This window comes from Limnobaculum parvum, assembly GCF_003096015.2.
GTDB lineage: Bacteria > Pseudomonadota > Gammaproteobacteria > Enterobacterales > Enterobacteriaceae > Limnobaculum > Limnobaculum parvum.
On record NZ_CP029185.2, the window covers coordinates 2,295,296 to 2,315,058 of the forward strand.

Annotated in this window: 20 protein-coding genes; 10 read left to right on the forward strand and 10 right to left on the reverse strand. The window is 47.6% G+C overall.

Going from position 1 to position 19,763, the window contains the following annotated elements; translation table 11 throughout:
• Positions 1–147: 147 nt before the first annotated feature.
• The 4 genes from ppiB to purK all read left to right on the forward strand — a co-directional run bounded on the left by ppiB (position 148) and on the right by purK (position 3,184).
• The gene (gene ppiB / locus HYN51_RS09625; protein WP_108899835.1) at positions 148–645 is read left to right on the forward strand and encodes a peptidylprolyl isomerase B; all 498 of its coding nucleotides are present in this window, start codon (positions 148–150) and stop codon (positions 643–645) included.
• Between the two features lie 9 nt (positions 646–654).
• Positions 655–1,380 (forward strand): UDP-2,3-diacylglucosamine diphosphatase, encoded by a 726-nt coding sequence (gene lpxH, locus HYN51_RS09630; protein WP_108899836.1) that lies wholly within the window; start codon positions 655–657, stop codon positions 1,378–1,380.
• Between the two features lie 230 nt (positions 1,381–1,610).
• Positions 1,611–2,120, forward strand: coding sequence for a 5-(carboxyamino)imidazole ribonucleotide mutase (gene purE / locus HYN51_RS09635; protein WP_108899837.1), 510 nt, complete (start codon positions 1,611–1,613; stop codon positions 2,118–2,120).
• Positions 2,117–3,184: a 5-(carboxyamino)imidazole ribonucleotide synthase gene (purK, locus tag HYN51_RS09640; RefSeq protein ID WP_108899838.1), complete on the forward strand. Its 1,068-nt coding sequence runs from the start codon at positions 2,117–2,119 to the stop codon at positions 3,182–3,184. The genes purE and purK overlap by 4 nt, the downstream gene beginning before the upstream one ends.
• Before the next feature lie 66 nt (positions 3,185–3,250).
• Here purK and ybbP read toward each other — a convergent pair whose 3' ends face one another.
• Together ybbP and ybbA are read right to left on the reverse strand one after the other, a co-directional pair.
• Positions 3,251–5,686 (reverse strand): putative ABC transporter permease subunit YbbP, encoded by a 2,436-nt coding sequence (gene ybbP / locus HYN51_RS09645; protein WP_108899839.1) that lies wholly within the window; start codon positions 5,684–5,686, stop codon positions 3,251–3,253.
• Positions 5,683–6,369: a putative ABC transporter ATP-binding protein YbbA gene (gene ybbA, locus HYN51_RS09650; RefSeq protein WP_108899840.1), complete on the reverse strand. Its 687-nt coding sequence runs from the start codon at positions 6,367–6,369 to the stop codon at positions 5,683–5,685. The genes ybbP and ybbA overlap by 4 nt, the downstream gene beginning before the upstream one ends.
• Here ybbA and tesA point away from each other — a divergent pair.
• The 3 genes from tesA to HYN51_RS09665 all read left to right on the forward strand — a co-directional run bounded on the left by tesA (position 6,340) and on the right by HYN51_RS09665 (position 8,727).
• Positions 6,340–6,990 carry a multifunctional acyl-CoA thioesterase I/protease I/lysophospholipase L1 gene (tesA, locus tag HYN51_RS09655; RefSeq protein ID WP_192878483.1) on the forward strand — a complete coding sequence of 217 codons (651 nt, stop codon included), beginning with the start codon at positions 6,340–6,342 and terminating at the stop codon, positions 6,988–6,990. The genes ybbA and tesA overlap by 30 nt on opposite strands.
• Before the next feature lie 25 nt (positions 6,991–7,015).
• A complete protein-coding gene (locus HYN51_RS09660) occupies positions 7,016–7,792 on the forward strand; it encodes an SDR family oxidoreductase (protein ID WP_108899842.1) in 777 nt (258 codons plus the stop codon).
• Positions 7,793–7,872: 80 nt separating this feature from the next.
• Positions 7,873–8,727 (forward strand): co-chaperone YbbN, encoded by an 855-nt coding sequence (locus tag HYN51_RS09665; RefSeq protein WP_108899843.1) that lies wholly within the window; start codon positions 7,873–7,875, stop codon positions 8,725–8,727.
• Between the two features lie 205 nt (positions 8,728–8,932).
• Here the strand turns inward: HYN51_RS09665 and HYN51_RS09670 are convergent, their stop codons facing one another.
• The gene (locus HYN51_RS09670; RefSeq protein WP_407936347.1) at positions 8,933–10,072 is read right to left on the reverse strand and encodes an MFS transporter; all 1,140 of its coding nucleotides are present in this window, start codon (positions 10,070–10,072) and stop codon (positions 8,933–8,935) included.
• 560 nt (positions 10,073–10,632) lie between these two features.
• On the opposite strand from HYN51_RS09670, the gene HYN51_RS09675 reads away from it, so the two are divergent.
• Positions 10,633–11,553 carry an SPFH domain-containing protein gene (locus HYN51_RS09675; RefSeq protein WP_108902015.1) on the forward strand — a complete coding sequence of 307 codons (921 nt, stop codon included), beginning with the start codon at positions 10,633–10,635 and terminating at the stop codon, positions 11,551–11,553.
• A 5-nt stretch (positions 11,554–11,558) separates the two neighbouring features.
• The gene (locus HYN51_RS09680; protein ID WP_108902016.1) at positions 11,559–12,020 is read left to right on the forward strand and encodes an NfeD family protein; all 462 of its coding nucleotides are present in this window, start codon (positions 11,559–11,561) and stop codon (positions 12,018–12,020) included.
• Between the two features lie 176 nt (positions 12,021–12,196).
• Here HYN51_RS09680 and cueR read toward each other — a convergent pair whose 3' ends face one another.
• Both cueR and HYN51_RS09690 read right to left on the reverse strand, forming a co-directional pair.
• A complete protein-coding gene (cueR, locus tag HYN51_RS09685; protein WP_108899844.1) occupies positions 12,197–12,613 on the reverse strand; it encodes a Cu(I)-responsive transcriptional regulator in 417 nt (138 codons plus the stop codon).
• 23 nt (positions 12,614–12,636) lie between these two features.
• Positions 12,637–13,041, reverse strand: a complete 405-nt coding sequence (locus HYN51_RS09690) for a lysozyme inhibitor LprI family protein (protein ID WP_157953017.1) — start codon at positions 13,039–13,041, stop codon at positions 12,637–12,639.
• Between the two features lie 169 nt (positions 13,042–13,210).
• Between HYN51_RS09690 and HYN51_RS09695 the strand changes: the two genes are divergently transcribed.
• Complete coding sequence (locus tag HYN51_RS09695) at positions 13,211–14,200, forward strand: sulfate ABC transporter substrate-binding protein (protein ID WP_108899846.1); 990 nt, start codon at positions 13,211–13,213, stop codon at positions 14,198–14,200.
• Between the two features lie 48 nt (positions 14,201–14,248).
• On the opposite strand, the gene tam is transcribed toward HYN51_RS09695, so the two are convergent.
• From tam to cysG, 5 genes are all read right to left on the reverse strand, one after another.
• The gene (gene tam / locus HYN51_RS09700; RefSeq protein WP_108899847.1) at positions 14,249–15,037 is read right to left on the reverse strand and encodes a trans-aconitate 2-methyltransferase; all 789 of its coding nucleotides are present in this window, start codon (positions 15,035–15,037) and stop codon (positions 14,249–14,251) included.
• 221 nt (positions 15,038–15,258) lie between these two features.
• A complete protein-coding gene (gene cysC, locus HYN51_RS09705; protein ID WP_108899848.1) occupies positions 15,259–15,855 on the reverse strand; it encodes an adenylyl-sulfate kinase in 597 nt (198 codons plus the stop codon).
• Positions 15,856–15,861: 6 nt separating this feature from the next.
• On the reverse strand, positions 15,862–17,322 hold the full coding sequence (gene cysN / locus HYN51_RS09710; RefSeq protein WP_108899849.1) for a sulfate adenylyltransferase subunit CysN: 1,461 nt from the start codon (positions 17,320–17,322) through the stop codon (positions 15,862–15,864).
• 10 nt (positions 17,323–17,332) lie between these two features.
• Positions 17,333–18,241 (reverse strand): sulfate adenylyltransferase subunit CysD, encoded by a 909-nt coding sequence (gene cysD, locus HYN51_RS09715; RefSeq protein ID WP_108902017.1) that lies wholly within the window; start codon positions 18,239–18,241, stop codon positions 17,333–17,335.
• A gap of 32 nt (positions 18,242–18,273) precedes the next feature.
• Complete coding sequence (gene cysG / locus HYN51_RS09720) at positions 18,274–19,710, reverse strand: siroheme synthase CysG (protein WP_108899850.1); 1,437 nt, start codon at positions 19,708–19,710, stop codon at positions 18,274–18,276.
• Positions 19,711–19,763 lie beyond the last annotated feature (53 nt).

The window sequence follows — 19,763 nt, forward strand, 5'->3', positions numbered from 1 at the left end:
AAAATTAATAATTCAGTCTTACCAAGAAAACCAGAATAAAGCACTGGTAAGTTATTCCTAAATACTATAAACCAATGGGTGCAGCAAGTAACACCTTAAGATACAATAAACAGTTGATTGATTAACTACTAAATTTCAGGATATTCAATGATTACTCTTCATACCAACCACGGCGATATTGCGATAAAACTTTTCACTAAAGAAGCGCCCGGTACAACGCAGAATTTTTTAGATTATTGCCGTAGCGGTTTCTATGATGGGACCCTTTTTCACCGCGTAATCAATGGTTTTATGATTCAAGGCGGCGGTTATACCTCAGGTATGGATGAGAAATACACTAACGACACCATTAAGAACGAAGCCAACAACGGGCTGAAAAATACCCGAGGTACTCTGGCAATGGCTCGTACCGCTGCACCTCACTCCGCGACAGCACAATTCTTTATTAACCTAGTGAACAATGATTTCCTGAATTTCCGTTCAGAAAGTGGTGACGGCTGGGGATATTGCGTATTCGCTGAAGTGGTTGAAGGCATGGACGTAGTGGATAAAATCAAAAGTGTCAAAACCAAACGCTCAGGTATGCACCAAGACGTTCCCGTTGAAGATGTGATTATCAATAACGTCACTATTGATGAAGAATAATATTCATTGATGACCACGCTATTTATCGCCGATCTTCACCTCAGTGATCATGAACCAGCAATCACCGCTGGTTTTCTCGCCTTTCTACAAAGGGAGGCTGTTCATGCAGATGCACTCTATATTTTGGGGGATCTGTTTGAGTTCTGGATCGGCGATGATGACCCTAATGAATTACACGATACGGTAGCGCAGGCGCTGGCTGAACTACACGATAAGGGCGTTCCTTGCTATTTTATTCATGGCAATCGTGACTTCCTTATCGGTAAAGATTTCGCCAAGCGTAGTAAGATGACGCTATTACCGGAAGAGCACATCATCGACGTTTATGGTCAGAACATATTGATTATGCACGGTGATACTTTGTGTATAGACGATCCTGATTATCTACGCTTTCGCCGTTATATTCGTAATTCAATGATTCAGAAAATATTCTTGTCTCTGCCATTGTGCTTACGCCAAAGAATCGCCGGAAAATTACGCCGTCAAAGTACAAGAAGCAACCGCGCCAAATCTTCACTGATGATGGACGTCAACCCACTGGCAGTCATTAAAGCACTCAAAGATCATAAAGTGATACACATGATACATGGTCATACCCATCGACCTGCCATCCATGATATGACCATTGGTGGGCGACTGTCTCAACGTGCCGTACTGGGTGCCTGGCATGATCATGGTTCGGTCTTACGTGTCGATCCTGACGCTAAAATTGAGCTGGTCAGCTTTCCACTGTAGTCTCTAAAATCGGTTTCTCCTACCGCCTTGTTGCTGATATTCGCGCAATAATTATGAAAAGTCACATGACGCAAACGTTTCCCTCACCATCAAGCCGTGGTATCCTCTACGCCCTCATACAATAAGTATGAACATATTGTCGTGCTTTGGTTGATAACCGTATGTTGTCGCGTTATGTTTTATCCCAAGATTTCAATTACTGCCTGCACTAACACAGGAGCATCACACCTATGCCAGCCAACGCTGCCGAGGCAAAAATTGCTATTGTTATGGGGTCCAAAAGTGACTGGGCTACCATGCAGTTTGCCGCCGATATTCTGACCGCCTTAAACATCCCTTTTCACACTGAAGTTGTCTCCGCACATCGTACACCAGATAAACTATTCAGTTTTGCTGAGCAAGCCCAAAACAATGGGTTTGATGTGATCATTGCGGGTGCTGGCGGCGCAGCCCACTTACCGGGAATGCTGGCGGCTAAAACCTTGGTACCCGTACTCGGTGTTCCGGTACAAAGCGCAGCCCTGAGCGGTATAGATAGCCTTTACTCCATCGTTCAGATGCCTCGAGGTATTCCGGTTGGTACGCTGGCAATTGGTAAAGCCGGTGCTGCCAATGCCGCCCTGCTAGCGGCTCAAATTTTGGCGCTGCATGACCCACAGATTGCTACTCGCTTGGCAGAATGGCGGCGCAAACAGACGGATGACGTACTGGATAACCCCGATCCGAGGGAACCGGCATGAAACCCGTCTGCGTATTAGGTAATGGTCAGTTAGGCCGAATGTTAAGTCAGGCTGGAGAACCGTTAGGGATTGCAGTCTATCCCGTAGGTCTGGATGCAGAACCCGAAGCCGTGCCTTATCAGCATGCGGTAATTACTGCCGAAATCGAACGCTGGCCCGATACCCCATTAACTCAAGTACTGGCAAACCATACGGGTTTCGTTAATCGGGACATATTTCCGCAGTTGGCGGACCGCCTAACACAAAAGCAATTGCTGGATAGGCTCAATCTGGCAACCGCACCTTGGCAGCCGCTAAACGCGGCTACCGAATGGCCTGCAATTCTGAACCGCCTCGGTTCACTGACTATCGTTAAACGACGCGTTGGTGGCTACGACGGTCGAGGTCAGTGGCGAGTAAAACCCGGCGATGAAGAGTACTTACCCGATGAAATCTATGGCGAATGCATTGTTGAACAAGGCATCGCCTTTAGCGGTGAAGTCTCTCTGGTTGGGGCTCGCAACCAGCATGGTGAGTGTGTGTTTTATCCACTGACTCACAACCTGCATGAAGAAGGTATTTTGCGTACCAGCGTTGCGTTGCCAGCACCCAATGCTCATTTACAGCAGCAGGCGGAAGAGATGCTTAGCGCGCTCCTCAATGAGCTCAAATACGTTGGCGTGATGGCGATGGAGTGTTTTATTGTTGACGGTAATCTGCTGATTAATGAGTTAGCTCCTCGAGTACACAATAGCGGACACTGGACACAAAACGGTGCTTCAATCAGTCAGTTTGAGCTTCATTTACGAGCAATTCTTAACCTGCCAATGCCGCAACCGGATGTCGCAACGCCATCAATAATGGTCAATTTAATCGGTACCAACGTCAATCCACAGTGGCTATCGCTACCGCTGATTCATCTACACTGGTATGACAAAGAAGTACGGGAAGGTAGAAAAGTTGGGCATTTAAATCTGAATCATCCCGACCGTCAGGTATTAAAACAAACATTAATACAGCTTAAACCGATGATGGATGAGGTCTATGGGTCCAGTATTGATTGGGCTTTAGATAAATTAAAGTAACCTGAATAACTTCATTGAAGGTTTCGTTCACATCGGAACGAAACCTTCGTTAACTATCAACAACCACTAATCCTGATAGCGTCGATACAAAGCCTTTCCTTTCAGCAGACTCACGCCTAACCACCCACCGCATAAGGACAGCAACACCGCACACAGTAGCGGAAGCACGATCCACATCAGATAGTTTGGCTGCCATGGGAAATCAAACACTTTGTACTGCAACCACCACAGGGAAACCTCAGCGCCGATAGCTGCCGTAATGCCTGCCGCCAGCCCTAATAAAGCAAACTCGCTCCACAATGTTCGCCGCAGAAGACGTTTTCCCGCGCCCAGAGTGCGATAAACCACCAACTCCTGTCGGCGTTGACGCATCCCAACCTGCACCTGAGCTAACAGCAGCAACACACCGCAAACCACCACTAACACCACCATCGCCTCCAGCGCCTGAGCTACCTGCTGGAATACGGTAGAAATCTGTTTAAGAATGCTACCTATATCCATCAGACTCAAGGTTGGGAACTGGCGGTTTAGCTGAACCAATGCCGGCCCCTCTTGCTGATAGCGAAAGCTGGTTAAATAGGTTTGAGGTAAACTGTTCAGCGCCCCTTCAGGGAAGATAAAATAAAAGTTAGGCTTTAGGCTCTCCCAGTCTACCCGTCGCAGGCTGGAAATCGTTGCTTCAAACGTTCGGGTATCACCGCTAAAAGTCAGCTTATCGCCAATGTTCACATTCAAACGCCCGGCTAAACCTTCATCAATGGATACTTCCCCGGACTTTGGCGGCCAATTTCCTTTGGTAATATCGTTTGGCGATGACTTATTAACCGCCAGCCAAGTCAGATTCAGTTCGCGATTAACCGCCTCACCGCCCGGATCGTCCTCTTTCACCAGTTTAGTGGCTTCCTGCTGATTTATTTGGGTCAACCGCACCCGCACTATAGGATAAAACTCGCCCGGTGCAATGTGATGGGTGGTAAAGAACTGTTCCAGCGCCGGTAGTTGCTGCTTGGTCATATTCATAACGAAATAGTTAGGGCTACCCGGTGGGATCTGCTGCTGCCAGCGATCCAACAACTCTCCCCGCAGCATAAACAGCAAGGCCAATAACATAAATGAGAACGAGAAAGCCGAAAGCTGACTGGTGGTTATCCAAGGCTGGCGTAATAGGCGATTAACCGCTAAACGCAGTGCCAAATTCTTGAGTGTAATGCGTCGTAACAGTAACAAACTGCACCAGCCAAGAGCACCTAGCAATAAAGAAAGCACCAAAATACCAAACAGCGCCCCCCACCACATCGGGTTAAACCCCACCAGCGCAGCCAGCAATAACACCACAATCACGCTAATCATCGGTAGGTAAAACTTCAGCGGCCAGACATTGCTGACAACATCTTCACGCAGTACTCGTAAAGGCCGGGTGGCTAATAATTGCTTATAGGGGCGTAGCCCAACAATCACGGAAATAAACAGTAATGAGCCTAGGCTCCATAACCATGGCCACAGGCCTGCCGCAGGCAGAGCTTTCGGCAAAACCGGTGCCAGCAGTACCATAAGACCTTTTTCAAACAGCAGACCTATAGAACAACCTACGATGGCGGCTAACAGCAACACCGATAACCATTGCCCAATCACTAATTTACGCAACGACTGTCGCCCTGCTCCCAGCGTTTTCAACACTGCGATCAGGTTATAACGGCTACGGCAGTAGTGGCTCATAGAAACGGCTACCGCAGCAACTGACAATAACAGGGTTAAAATAGCTGACAATAACAGGAAGTTTTGTGCCCGCTGTAGCGATTTACCGACTGCGGTTCCTGACTGCTCCATGCCAAACCAACGCTGATCCGGGCGAAGCTGAGGAGTAATAAACTCACCAAAACGGTTAAGATCCTGTTCCGCACCGGCAAACAGATAGCGATAGGTCAATCGACTTCCCGGCTGAATGGCCCCGGTTTTCTCAATATCCGCATAGTTCATCAAAATACGCGGTGCCGTTTGGAAAGGATTAAAACCCGAGTCGGGTTCCTGACGGATCTCCCCTGCAATGCGGAAAGTGGCATCCCCCACCTCCAACATCTCTCCCGGATGTGCATTCAACAGTGCCAGCAGACGAGGTGCAACCAACACGCTACCCACTTCCGGGCGCAGATTATCGGGCAATGTTTCTAACTTACCGTACAGCGGATAATTCAGGTCGACAGCCTTAACTGATGACAGCAAAGGCACATCATTCGCATAAGCCATGGTCATGAACGAAAGCTGGCGGCTTACGCTTAATTTGTCTTTCTCTGCCTGCTGTAGCCACGCTGGCGATATGGGCTGACTCGCGGTTAACACCCGATCGGCAGCAATAAAATCACGACTCTGCTGGCTTAGTCCCTTTTCCATCCGATCGCTGATACTGCCCAATGCCAGTACACACGCTACCGCCAGAGTCAGCGAGAACCAAACGATAAGCAACGAGGGCGAACGCCACTCCCGCCAAAACCAGCGCCAAATCATGACTCCTCCCACAGCTTACCGTCGCGTAAGCGCAGTCTGCGTTGGCAACGTGCCGCCAACGTTTCATCATGCGTCACCAGCACCAGCGTAGTGGCATAATCGCGATTCAGAGAAAACAGCAGATCGGCAATTTTTATTCCCGTCTGTCGGTCGAGATTTCCCGTGGGTTCATCAGCAAAGAGAATTTTAGGGCGACCAATAAAAGCACGAGCAATGGCCACACGCTGCTGTTCACCCCCGGAAAGCTGCGCGGGTAAATGGCCAATACGCTGGCCTAATCCAAGCTGCTCTAGCAGTTGGGTGGCCTGTTGTTTACTGCTGCGTTCGTTATCACCCCGCAGCAGCGCCGGTAACTGTACATTTTCCAGCGCGGTCAGGGTGGGCACCAGCATAAATGATTGAAACACAAAACCCACATTTTGAGCGCGCAACGCAGCTCTGGCTTCTTCATCTAACTCAGGTAGTGATTGCCCTAATAACTTGATATCTCCGTTACTGCCATCATCCAGACCGGCGAGAATACCCAGCAATGTCGATTTACCTGAGCCTGATTCACCAATTAATGCTATTGTTTCAGCAGATTTGACAACTAACTCAACTCCGGTAAGGATGTTGAGCTTATGCTCTCCTTCACCAACAAATTTATTTAAATGATGAACTTCAAGAACATTATTCTCAGGCATATCCCGATCCTTTTATTACTGGGATTGTCGTCAATACGTATCGCAAATGCCGATACGCTACTTATTCTGGGCGACAGTTTAAGCGCCGGTTATCAGCTTCCGATCCAACAGGCTTGGGCCACGCAGTTGGGTGAACGTTGGAAATTGAATCCTAAAGCCCCTACCGTCATTAACGCCAGTATCAGTGGTGATACCTCAGCGCAAGGACTATCCCGCTTGCCAGAATTACTGAAAACACATCAACCACGCTGGGTTCTAGTTGAATTGGGCGCAAATGATGGTTTACGAGGTTTTCCAACGGCCGATATTGAACGGGATCTAACGCATATTCTGACATTAGTGAAACAAGCTAATGCACAGCCGCTGTTAATGCAAATACGTATCAGCCCAAACTATGGTCGTCGATATACTGAGGGCTTTACAGCTATATATCCTAAACTCGCTCAGCAATATCAAATTCCATTACTCCCTTTCTTCATGGAAAAAATCGCTATTAGGCCTGAATTGATGCAGCCTGACGGCCTGCATCCTACTGCCGAAGCACAGCCGGAAATCACTGATTTTATGGAGCAAACTCTGGCTCCTTATGTTGGTCTTAACGCTAAAAAACAGGCAAAATAAGCCCAATTACGGAGAATGTAAAGTTATGCAAAAGGCAATTTTAATTACCGGTTGTTCCAGCGGAATTGGTTTAGTGACCGCAACCGATCTCAAACAGCGCGGCTATCGGGTGATTGCGACCTGCCGGAAAGCAGCCGATATAGAAATGCTTCAGCAAAAAGGATTTGAAGTAGTCAGGCTGGATTTGGACGACAGTGAGAGTATTCAACAAGCAGCCACCGAAGTATTGACCATGACCGATGGTAAACTTTATGCGCTGTTCAACAATGGTGGGTATGGCGTCTATGGGCGACTTGATACCATTTCCCGTCGTCAGTTTGAACAGCAGTTTTCCACCAATCTGTTTGGTGCACATGAACTGACCCAACTTCTCCTGCCATCAATGTTAAAACAGGGAGAGGGTCGAATTATTCAAACCAGCTCAGTGATGGGCATCATCTCCACACCGGGTCGTGGGTTGTATGCCGCCAGTAAATACGCGCTGGAAGCCTGGTCAGATGCACTGCGGCTTGAACTATACGGCAGCGGTATTCAGGTTAGCCTGATTGAGCCGGGTCCCATTAGCACTGCCTTTAGCGATAACGTTAACCAAACTCAGAGTAATAGCCCGGTAAAAAACCCACCGATAGCTAAACGCTTCACCCTGCCGCCGGAGGCGCTAATCCCCATCGTTCGTCATGCGTTGGAAAGCCCACGCGCAAAAATTCGCTATCGGGTCACTTTGGTGACCAAAGCCATGGCAATTTTCAAGCGCCTGCTGCCGGATCGCTTAATGGATAAGATTTTGGCAAATAAAGGCTAACGTCGCTTGAAGCGAATAAGAATGCCCATATATATCTGCTTAATAACGCTCACCGAAGAATCGATTAGAGAGAATCTATGATGACCACTCATGCCATTATTGACATCAACGAGTCTAATTTTCAGCAAGTGCTGGAACAATCAGCACAAGCCCCAGTACTGTTTTATTTCTGGTCTCCCCGCAGTCAGCATTGCGAACAGCTAGACCCGGTTCTGGAAAGATTAGCGGCGGAATATGCCGGTAAGTTTACTCTGGCAAAAATTGACTGTGATACCCAGCCGATGATTGCAGGTCAGTTTGGTATTCGAGCAATTCCTACTGTTTATTTGTTCAAAGATGGTCAACCTGCCGATGGTTTTCAAGGACCACAACCGGAAGACGTTATCCGTGAATTATTAAACCGTTTTCTACCGAAAGAAGAAGAACTGAAAGCGGCTGAAGCTGATGAACTGATGCGCGAAGGCAAATATATTGATGCTCTCCCATTACTGAAGGATGCCTGGCAGTTGAGTCATCAACGTAGCGATATTGGCCTGATGCTGGCAGAAACGCAGATTGCATTAAATAGAAGTCATGAAGCAGAAAGCGTTCTGGCAACCATTCCACTTCAGGATCGTGATACGCGTTATCAGGGGCTGATATCTCAAATTGAGTTACTTAAACAGGCGGCTGATACACCGGAAATCCAACAGTTACAGCAGCAAGTTGAAGCTCAACCGGATAATGCCGAATTGGCGGTTCAGCTAGCATTGCAGTTGCATATGGTTGGGCGTAATGAAGAAGCATTAACGCTGTTGATGAAACATCTAACCCATTCGTTGGATGCTGCTGACGGAAACGCTAAAAAGACCATGCTGGATATTTTAGCGGCGTTGGGAACCGGTGATGCTCTGGCCGCGAAGTTTAGGCGTCGGTTGTATTCGTTGTTGTATTAATTGTGGATACTGATGTAATCGCATTCTAATCGGCTTTCGTGGACATTCCGGCCGTAAGTACAATGCATATATATACATTGTGCTCGGCCGGAAGACCCTCTTACTTGGCTTCGGAGGGCGAATGCGGTTCAAACACCCACCTCCCCCAACCATGACCTTCTACGAATATTTATCTCGTCATATCATCAGTCTTGTCACTGAATGATTACTCTAACGGTTTTCCGGCTTTTTCTGGAATCAGAAATAGTGTGGCAAGGATGTCCAGCACGTATAGCGAAGCCAGCAGTGCAATAGCGGTCTGGAAGGAGTAAAGGGTGACTATCATCCCTACCACCAACGGCCCCAGTCCGCCGATACCGCGCCCGATGTTGAACAGAACGTTTTGGGCCGTTGCTCGGGCTTCGGTTGGATAGACTTCTGATATCAACGCGCCGTATCCCCCCATCATACCGTTGACGAACATTCCCATAATCGCGCCGCCAATTAACAGGCTAAAAGGGTCGGTCAGTTGTGAATAGGCTAACACCATCAGCGCTGCACCAACCTGATAGATAAGAAATATCGGGCGTCGACCATAACGATCAGCCAACTGGCCAAACAGCCAGATACCGAAGGCCATGCCCAGCACGGTTACCGCAGTCCACATCGCTGATTTAGTTAACGAATAGCCAAACTGCTGGCTCAGGTAGGATGGCATCCAAATCATGATGCCGTAATAGCCAAAGTTTTGTACTGAGGTAAGAATCGAGATACCAATACTGGCTTTGATGGTTTCACGATCGGAAACCAGCGCTTTAAACGGATTCCCTTTACGTTTTTCCTTGCTCTTTTTAACAAAGATGTCTGGTTCACCAATATAGTGACGAATCACAAAAGAAGCTAATGCCGGAATAACCCCAATGGCGAACATGCCACGCCAGCCAATTACCGGCAGCAACAGCGGTGTTAACAGCGCTGCGGCCAAAACACCCGCCTGCCACCCCAAACCAACATAAGAAGACATTCTAGCCCGTTCATTGGGTCGACAGGCTTCCGCAGCCAGTGCCATACCAATACCAAACTCACCGCCTAAACCAATACCCGCAATGGTACGGTAAATCAGCAAATCCCAATAACCTTGCGCCAGCGCACACATCCCCGTGAAGCCAGCAAACAGAACGATTGACCAAGTAAGTACTTTTACTCGACCGTAGTAATCACTTAATACACCAAATATCAGGCCGCCAATGACTGCGCCAATTAACGTCCAGGTGACTAGCGAACCTGCCTCGCTGGTGGTTAATCCCAGCCCCAGCGCTACGGCATTGAGAATAAAACCAAGAATCAGTAAATCAAATCCATCCATCGCATAACCGACAGTAGAGGCGATAACGGCTTTATAGGCATACTTTCTTCTTTTTGCCTCTTCGACAACCGGAACTTTTTGACTTTCTGTCAGGTTGATCACTTCGTTGGTCACTGTTATTCCCGCCTTATGTGTTATATCGTCATCAGTTACTACTACCCAGATGTTTTCCTACGGTAGTCCACATTAATCAATACGTGGTTTGCACGAAGCCATTTGTTTTTTTCTTCGCCCTATCCCTCCACTTTTTTTGGGCGCAGGAATAGGAGCACCTATTGGTTTAACGACCAAAGGCGAGAGAAAACAAAGTAAATTCGTTGATTTTTGAAGAGGTGCAGTCAAACCTTTTGATTATAACCGAATGAGAAATTTTTGATATATTTTTTTCATTCGTCGCTAAAAATTTTTATGCCGCATGAACCGGTGCAAGTATTCATATAAAACACATTCAAAAATAGCCGGTGTCGGAATGACCTTCACTAACCCATTCTAACTTCCTTAATACTTAATTTCGCGTAAACTGAACATATACAACGTTAAAGGATTATAGGATGGATATTATGTTGCCCAACACTTCTGCCATTGTGATTGCCATTTTGGTATTGCTGGTTTTTTTTATACTGTTCGCCGGAATCAAAGTGGTGCCGCAGGGTTATCAATGGACTATCGAACGCTTTGGCCGCTATACTAAAACGTTAATGCCTGGTCTTAACCTAATCATTCCGTTTATGGACCGAGTGGGTCGTAAAATTAACGTGATGGAACAGGTTCTGGATGTCCCCTCTCAAGAAATTATCTCCAAAGATAACGCCAACGTCACTATCGATGCCGTTTGCTTTATTCAGGTTAGAGACTCCGCACTGGCAGCCTATCAGGTTAGCAATCTCGAAGCGGCAATTCTAAATCTGACAATGACGAATATCCGTACTGTACTGGGCTCCATGGAATTAGATGAGATGCTCTCCCAGCGCGATCATATTAATACCCGTTTGTTACAAGTGGTTGATGACGCTACCAATCAATGGGGTATCAAAATTACCCGGATTGAAATTCGCGACATTCGCCCACCGACAGAGCTGATTGCTGCCATGAACGCCCAGATGAAAGCGGAACGTAATAAGCGAGCCGACATTCTGGAAGCGGAAGGTATTCGTCAGGCCGCTATTTTGCGCGCTGAAGGCCAAAAGCAATCTGAAATTCTGAAAGCTGAAGGTGAAAGACAGGCCGCGTTCTTACAGGCAGAGGCCCGTGAGCGTGCTGCTGAAGCAGAGGCAAGAGCCACCCAAATGGTTTCTGATGCAATTTCTGCCGGTAACATTCAGGCGATCAACTACTTCGTCGCACAGAAATATACCGATGCATTGCAATCTATTGGTTCTGCGGACAACAGCAAAGTGGTGATGATGCCATTGGAAGCCGGCAATCTGCTGGGCAGTATCGCCGGTATCACTGAGTTACTTAAAGGCGAGCCGAAAAAATAATGGATATTATGCAGGACATAATGGCTTACCCATACCGTTTCTGGCTGATACTCGGTGGCCTATTGCTGGCGGCTGAACTACTGGGAACCTATGGTTATCTGCTCTGGAGTGGTGTATCTGCGATTATTATTGGTGCGGTTACCTGGCTGGTTCCGATGGACTGGAACTGGCAATGGGTTAACTTTGCCATTCTGACTATGGTGACGGCAATTATCTGGTGGTACTGGTTAAAAACCCGGATCGTCAGTGAAAAGCATCATCTGAATCAGCCAAACAAACTGTTAATCGGTAAAGAGATGGTACTGAGCGCCCCCATTGTTAACGGCGCAGGCCGAATCAATCTGGCGGACGGCAGTTGGCCTATCCGATGTTCAGAAGATCTACCGCAGGGAACAAAAGTCCGTATTGTCGCTGTAGAAAGCATCACCCTGATTGTTGAAGCCGTCAGGGATGAGCATAACCATTAAATAAAGTGTGCTTTTGTTATTTATCTGGCCGTTGGCCTGCTCAATTGCACACTGAAATTCGGCCGGCAACTGAGTTAGGGGGGATTCGCCACCCCTTAACTCGACCACTGTCACAATCGTCCATTTGAGCACCGCACTTATGGTGGACGAAACTGACTCAACGTTAAATTTCCTTTTTAGTACGACGCTTCCTTACCATGCCGACAGCACCCAGTAAAACTATCAATAATCGGGCAATCGGCACCACTATCCCCCGGGCAAAGCGCCACTAACTCCATCAACCGCTCCCGCATCTGCGTCAACTCAGCAATATGCTTATCGATATCAGCCACTTTTTCCAGCGTACGCGCTTTCACATCAGCACTACGGCGATCGGCGTTATGGAACAGTGCCAGCAATTCCTTGCACTCTTCTAGAGTAAATCCCACCAGTCGGGCCTGTCGTAATAGCGTCAATTCCTCAATATTGCGCGAATTATAAGTACGGTAGCCATTCAGCGAACGATTGGGCGGAGTGATCAATCCCTTTTCTTCATAAAAACGAATCGCTTTACTGCTTAAACCGGTTTTTTCCGCAACCTGACTAATATTCATAACACCGCCTGCTAATCAATGAACTACTTCAGGGTCGAGCCAGAAAGATAGCGATCTAAATCATCAATTCGTCTTTCGGCATGTTTCTTCATGCAAGAAATATACACCACATTGCGAATCGAACCGTCTATATAGAAGTCATACAGCGCATCACAATCCTTTTTTCGAAAGGTTATCCACGCTCGCTGGCTCTCCAGTAGATCTTTCTTCACGGCAGCGAAAGACATACCGGGTAAATCCGGTTGGCTCATCATTTGCATCACCGCTTTATAGGTTTGATTCAGCTTTTGTTCGACTTTTTGCTGTTCTTGTTCGGCACAGGCGTTAATCTCCAGCGTGTTCATGGCATTGTTGCAATCCAATTCAGCGTAGACATTCAGGCTAAAAACTGAAAACACGATGCCATATAACCATTGTTTGCTTTTCATCAGTTCCCCCTTATTTGTCATGGTCTCTACCGTGCTACCGTAGGCCAAAAGTAAATAAATGCGATATTCCTTATTATTATAAAAAGTATCTTTTTATTCTTTATTATCTAATTCCATTTTCTGGCAGTCTCAAGGTGTTAATTACCTAACCACTTAATGAGGCAACCCCATGCGTAACTGGAATATCGGCATACTGCTTTTTCTTACCGCAACCAGCGTATCTGCGAAAGATATACAACTGCTCAATGTCTCTTACGATCCTACCAGAGAGCTGTACCAACAGTACAATCAGGCTTTCTCTACCTACTGGAAAGATAAAACCGGCGATACGGTAACCATTAAGCAGTCCCACGGTGGTTCAGGCAAACAGGCATCATCAGTGATTAACGGTATTTCTGCCGATGTTGTTACGCTGGCGCTGGCCTATGATGTTGATGCAATTGCAGAGCATGGCAAATTAAATAAGAGCTGGCTTACCCAGTTACCGGATAACTCGGCACCTTATACTTCCACCATTGTGTTTCTGGTGCGAAAAGGAAACCCAAAACAGATACACGACTGGAATGATTTAGTTAAACCCGGCCTGAATGTGGTTACGCCAAACCCTAAAACCTCCGGCGGGGCGCGTTGGAACTATCTAGCCGCCTGGGGTTATGCACTGAAGCATAATAATAACGATCGGGCCAAAGCACAGGCGTTCGTTAAAGCACTGTATAGCAACGTGCAGGTATTGGACACCGGCGCCCGCGGTTCGACAACCACCTTCGTTGAACGGGGCATTGGTGATGTGCTGATTGCCTGGGAAAATGAAGCGTTACTCGCCATCGAGCAGCTAGGCAAGGATCAGTTTGAAATTATCACACCCAGCGTCTCTATTCTGGCAGAGCCAACGGTTGCCGTGGTGGACAGCGTAGTGGATAAAAATGGCACTCGTGAAGTTTCAGAAGCCTATCTGAAGTATCTCTATACGAAAGAAGGTCAAACTATTGCCGCTAAAAACTACTACCGACCACGGGACCCGGAAGTGCTGAAACAGTTTTCCGCTAACTTCCCACAAATAAGCCTGTTTACTGTCGACCAAGTTTTTGGCGGTTGGCAAAAAGCACAAAAAGAACATTTCTCAACGGATGGTATTTTCGATCAAATCAGTAAACGATAATGACCTGAGCCTGAGGCACTATGTTGCCTCAGGCACTTCATCAGCGAATTAATGTACCACTGAACGCTTTTTACTGGCGATGACAAACAGCCTAGGGAAAGGCAATAAAACGTGGCCATCCTGACGCAATGTAAACGCTTTCGCCAACTCTGCCTGATATTGCTGCAAAAATAGTTGCTGCTCTATCTCATCCAGTGGGGTAAGAAATGGGCGAAGCCCGGTTGATTTCAGCCACTCCACAATGGAAGAAATTGATGGCAACACGTGATAAAAAGTGGTGCGCCAGATATCAACCTGATAACCATGACTAGCCAGCAAATCGTAATACCTTTCCGTGGTCAACAGCGGACTGCGATTCAATATCTGCTCACTGTATTTTTCCCACCATGCCCCTTCCATTGCCACTTTACGCATTAGGGCATGAGAAGGCTGCGTCAAATTATCCGGCACCTGAAATGCCAGAACGCCACCATCAGAAAGCTGCTGCAACAAGTGAGGAAGCAGGTCATCGTGATCGGGGACCCACTGCAATGAGGCGTTCGCGTAAATAATATCCTGAGGGATACCCGGTCGCCATGTGCTGATATCCGACAGGTGGAAATGACAGGCAGGCAATCGCTGTTTAGCCTGTATCAGCATGTTTTCAGAACTATCAATGCCCGTAACGTTTGCTCGAGGATAAGCCTGATAAAGTAATTCGGTACTGTTCCCCGGCCCACAACCGAGATCGCTGATATGTTTAGCTTCTGGATGAAAAATACGTGCCAATAACTCTGCGGCGGGACGTGTTCTTTCTGCTTCAAACTGCAAATAGAGATCAGGATTCCAGTCTTTCATGATATTCCTTAATTAGCGGATCGATACGCTTATGGATTAGATCTAAAATACAGAATCAATAGATTGAAGTGAATAACATATACAGGACTAAAAAGATAATGAAGTTTTGGCTGGGGGTAATTTGCCAGAATTGCCAATGAACAAGGCCAGCATAGGTTTTTAACTCATACTGGCCTTATTCGTTATCAAAGATAACGCACCACAGTCGGGGAACAAAACGTTTAGATTTTAATTATCCCCCGCCCTTTCAAATACCCAATAAGCTCAGCAACCAGCGCCGCCACTGGCTGTCGCCCATCCAAATGCACATCCGGGTCTAACGGTGCTTCGTAAGGTAAATCAACGCCGGTAAACTGGGTAATTTCCCCTTTTCGGGCCTTTTTATATAGCCCCTTAGGGTCACGCTGTTCACACACCTCAATGGGTGTATCAACAAAGACTTCAATAAACTGACCGGCAGGCAGGCGTAAAGCAACGCTATCTCTGTCATCACGATAAGGAGAGATGAACGCGGTAATGACCACTAATCCCGCATCCAGCATCAGGCCGGACACTTCTCCTACCCGACGGATATTCTCTTTACGATCCCGGTCGGAAAAGCTTAAGTCCTGACACAAGCCGTGGCGTACATTATCCCCATCCAGCAAATAGGTATGAATATTGAGATGATGTAATGCCTGCTCTAATGCTCCGGCAATGGAAGACTTTCCTGAACCTGACAGCCCCGTTAGCCAAACCACGGCGGCACGATGTTCATTCAAGCGTTCCCGTTCGATACGGGTCACCGGATGGGTGTGCCAGACAATGTTATTTTCCATCAGGCATCACCCTTTGTTATTGGCCCCACTGATATCCCAGTGAGGGTAGTAACGACGAATCAACGTAAACAGTTCTTGTTCGAACTCGCTGTTAAAGGTTGGCTGCTGTTTTTGCACACCGTCAGTTTTCTGAACCAGACCTGCACCTACCGTCACATTGGTTAATCTGTCGATAAAGATAAAACTGCCGGTCTCATGATTAGTCTGGTAACTATCAAACAGCAACGGTTCATCAAATAACACTTCAACCACACCGATACCATTAAGTGACAAGCTCTCTGATGGACGCTGTTCCAGAGAGTTAATATCTCGCTGATGTACAATACGCGCTATGCGTACTCGGCTCTTTTTACCTGATACCTTAATGTCGTAGCTCTGACCTGCCTGCAACGGCTGCTCAGCCATCCAAACCACGTCCAGCGTTGCTCCGGTAGTCGGTTGCAAACTGTTATCCTCTGCGGCTACCAGCAAATCTCCCCGACTGATATCAATTTCATCCTCCAGCACCAGCGTTATCGCCTCTCCCGGCCAAGCTTTTTCAAGTTCACCGTCGAAAGTAACAATCGATTTAATCCGGCTGGTTACGCCTGAAGGCAGTACTTTAATCGCCTGCCCGGTTTCAATCACACCAGAAGATAAGGTACCGGCATAACCGCGAAAATCCAGATTAGGCCGGTTCACATATTGAACCGGAAAGCGCAGAGGCTTTTGCTGCTGTTCAGCCACCACGTTTACCGTCTCCAGAATTTCCAGCAGTGTAGCTCCAGAATACCAAGGCATATTGTTGCCCACGCTGGCGACGTTGTCCCCATCCAGTGCGGACAATGGTACGAACTTAATCTCAGTTTGTTGCGGAAGCTGATTTGCAAACGTCAGATAATCGGTGCGAATCTGTTCAAATACCGACTGTTGATATCCCACCAAGTCCATCTTATTTACCGCAACCACCAGATGGCGAATCCCCAACAGCGTGGCAATAAAGCTATGGCGACGGGTCTGATCCAGTACGCCTTTACGCGCATCAATCAGCAAAATAGCCACATCACAGGTGGACGCCCCAGTTGCCATATTGCGAGTGTACTGCTCATGCCCCGGCGTATCGGCAATGATAAATTTGCGTTTTTCAGTAGAAAAATAACGATAGGCCACATCAATAGTGATGCCCTGTTCACGCTCTGCCTGTAAACCATCCACCAACAATGCCAGATCCAGTTTTTCACCCGCAGTGCCAATACGTTTACTGTCATTATGCAGCGTGGTGAGCTGATCCTGATAAATTTGGCGGGTATCATGCAGCAATCGTCCGATAAGGGTACTTTTGCCATCATCCACACTGCCACAGGTGAGGAAACGTAACAGACTTTTATTCTGTTGAGCATGAAGATAAGCTTCAACGCCGCCCTGCTCCGCAATTTGTCGGGCAATCGCCTCGTTAACGCTCACAGGCTGATTAATCACTTCACTCATCATCTATTCCTCAGAAATAACCCTGCCGTTTTTTCAATTCCATCGAGCCTGACTGATCCCGATCGATAACCCGCCCCTGACGTTCACTGGTGGTGGACACCAGCATTTCTTCAATAATTTCCGGCAGGGTTTCTGCTTCGGATTCAACCGCACCGGTTAACGGCCAGCACCCCAGCGTTCTGAAACGCACTTTACGCTTCACAATCACTTCCCCCGGCTGCAAGTCAATGCGGTTGTCATCTATCATCATCAGCATACCGTCACGCTCTAAAATAGGCCGTGGCTTTGCCAAGTACAAAGGAATAATCTCTATATTTTCCAGAAAGATATATTGCCAAATATCCAACTCGGTCCAGTTAGAGAGCGGAAATACACGAATGCTTTCCCCCTTGTTAATCTGACCATTGTAGTTATGCCACAGCTCAGGACGCTGGTTCTTAGGATCCCAGCGATGAAAACGGTCGCGGAATGAATAGATACGTTCTTTCGCCCGGGATTTCTCTTCATCACGACGGGCACCACCGAATGCGGCATCAAAACCGTACTTATTCAGCGCCTGCTTCAGCCCTTCGGTTTTCATGATATCGGTATGTTTCGCACTGCCGTGCACAAAAGGATTAATCCCCATAGCGACCCCTTCCGGATTTTTATGCACCAGCAAATCGCAGCCATAGGCTTTTGCCGTGCGATCGCGAAACTGATACATCTCCTGAAATTTCCAGCCGGTATCCACATGCAACAGAGGAAACGGCAAATTACCGGGAAAAAAGGCTTTGCGCGCCAAATGCAGCATGACCGAGGAATCTTTTCCAATGGAATAAAGCATCACTGGATTAGCAAATTCAGCCGCCACTTCACGAATAATGTGAATACTTTCTGCTTCCAGTTGGCGTAAGTGAGTCAGTCGTTTTTCGTCCACGTTCAATACCTCAATGCTTTGTCTAAAGGCCATCAGGCCAGATTGACTACCGACTGCCACTGCGCCGGACTATTCTGTGATGCTAAGGATGGCTGAGCAGGTTCACCGAACCAGTTCAGCCGCTGATGCAGCGCCGCCACTTCACCTATCACTAACAACGCGGGGGTTGGCGCTTCACGGGCTAACTCATGCAGTTGTGAAAGTGTTCCGGTTAGCACTTTCTGATCGCTGCGTGTTCCTCTGCTAATCACTGCCACCGGTGTCGATGCTGAACGTCCATGATTTATCAGTTGTTGCTGAATATCGCTGGCTTTTACCGTTCCCATATAAATCGCCAGAGTTTGATGCCCTTGAGCCAGTTGTGACCAATCCACACCATCAGACTCTGGCTTGCAGTGCCCCGTAATAAACGTGATGCTCTGAGCATGATCGCGATGTGTTAGTGGAATTCCAGCATAGGCCGCCGCACCTGCGGCGGCGGTAATACCAGGAACAACTTGATAGCGAATCCCGGCATTAACCAAAACTTCCAGCTCTTCACCCCCCCGACCAAAAATGAAGGGGTCTCCACCTTTTAAACGCACAACACGTTTACCCTGCTGGGCTAATTTAACCAGTAACTGATTGGTCTCTTCCTGTTGTACTGAATGCGATCCAGCACGTTTTCCTACGCTAATTAGCGTGGCGTCACGACGTACCAGTTCCAATATTTCTGGGGTAACCAAAGCATCATGCAATACCACATCGGCCTGTTGAATGGCTCGCAACGCATGTAACGTCAACAGCCCTGGATCTCCGGGGCCTGCCCCTACCAGCGTGACTTCACCGGTCGTTGAAGCGGGATGATATAGCTGTTGTTCAAGCTCGACCTCTGCCTCTTCGGTACGATTTGCCGCCACCAGCGAAGCAAAACGACCATCAAACAGACGCTCCCAAAAATAGCGGCGTTCGCTTAATGAGTGCAGATGTTGCTTAACTCGCGTGCGCCAGTTACCGGCTATTTCGGCAACCTGACCCAGACTGGCTGGTAATAATGCTTCCAGTTTCTCCCGTAACAAACGCGCTAATACCGGTGCTTTACCACCAGAAGAGATAGCAACCACCAAGGGCGAACGGTCAATAATAGAAGGAAAAATGAATGAGCAGCGAGCAGGATCGTCCACCACATTAATCAGGCGACGGCGTTGGTTAGCCGCCTGAAAGACTCTGGCATTCAACGTGCTGTCATTGGTTGCCGCCACCACTAAAAAAATATCGTCTAACTGGCAGGTATCAAACTCCTGCGCCAGCCAGTTCAATGCCTTTTCCTGATGCAGTTTATTCACCTCAGTACCCAGAGATTTAGCCACCACAAACACTTCCGCACCGGCGCTTAAGAGCAAACCAATTTTGCGGGCAGCAATCTCTCCGCCGCCAACAACTAGCACCGGACGATGTTTCAAATCGGCAAACAGAGGTAAATAATCCACGATAACCTTCAGGTTCTTAACAAAACAATAACCTGACTATAGAGAGTCGTTGC

Excerpts from the sequence above, each read along its gene's own strand:
- ppiB (WP_108899835.1), top strand. The coding sequence starts at position 148 with ATGATTACTCTTCATACCAACCACGGCGATATTGCGATAAAACTTTTC.
- lpxH (WP_108899836.1), top strand. The coding sequence starts at position 655 with ATGACCACGCTATTTATCGCCGATCTTCACCTCAGTGATCATGAACCA.
- purE (WP_108899837.1), top strand. The coding sequence starts at position 1,611 with ATGCCAGCCAACGCTGCCGAGGCAAAAATTGCTATTGTTATGGGGTCC.
- purK (WP_108899838.1), top strand. The coding sequence starts at position 2,117 with ATGAAACCCGTCTGCGTATTAGGTAATGGTCAGTTAGGCCGAATGTTA.
- ybbP (WP_108899839.1), bottom strand. The coding sequence starts at position 5,686 with ATGATTTGGCGCTGGTTTTGGCGGGAGTGGCGTTCGCCCTCGTTGCTT.
- tesA (WP_192878483.1), top strand. The coding sequence starts at position 6,340 with ATGAACTTCAAGAACATTATTCTCAGGCATATCCCGATCCTTTTATTA.
- ybbA (WP_108899840.1), bottom strand. The coding sequence starts at position 6,369 with ATGCCTGAGAATAATGTTCTTGAAGTTCATCATTTAAATAAATTTGTT.
- HYN51_RS09660 (WP_108899842.1), top strand. The coding sequence starts at position 7,016 with ATGCAAAAGGCAATTTTAATTACCGGTTGTTCCAGCGGAATTGGTTTA.
- HYN51_RS09665 (WP_108899843.1), top strand. The coding sequence starts at position 7,873 with ATGACCACTCATGCCATTATTGACATCAACGAGTCTAATTTTCAGCAA.
- HYN51_RS09670 (WP_407936347.1), bottom strand. The coding sequence starts at position 10,072 with ATGGATGGATTTGATTTACTGATTCTTGGTTTTATTCTCAATGCCGTA.
- HYN51_RS09675 (WP_108902015.1), top strand. The coding sequence starts at position 10,633 with ATGTTGCCCAACACTTCTGCCATTGTGATTGCCATTTTGGTATTGCTG.
- cueR (WP_108899844.1), bottom strand. The coding sequence starts at position 12,613 with ATGAATATTAGTCAGGTTGCGGAAAAAACCGGTTTAAGCAGTAAAGCG.
- HYN51_RS09690 (WP_157953017.1), bottom strand. The coding sequence starts at position 13,041 with ATGAAAAGCAAACAATGGTTATATGGCATCGTGTTTTCAGTTTTTAGC.
- HYN51_RS09695 (WP_108899846.1), top strand. The coding sequence starts at position 13,211 with ATGCGTAACTGGAATATCGGCATACTGCTTTTTCTTACCGCAACCAGC.
- tam (WP_108899847.1), bottom strand. The coding sequence starts at position 15,037 with ATGAAAGACTGGAATCCTGATCTCTATTTGCAGTTTGAAGCAGAAAGA.
- cysC (WP_108899848.1), bottom strand. The coding sequence starts at position 15,855 with ATGGAAAATAACATTGTCTGGCACACCCATCCGGTGACCCGTATCGAA.
- cysN (WP_108899849.1), bottom strand. The coding sequence starts at position 17,322 with ATGAGTGAAGTGATTAATCAGCCTGTGAGCGTTAACGAGGCGATTGCC.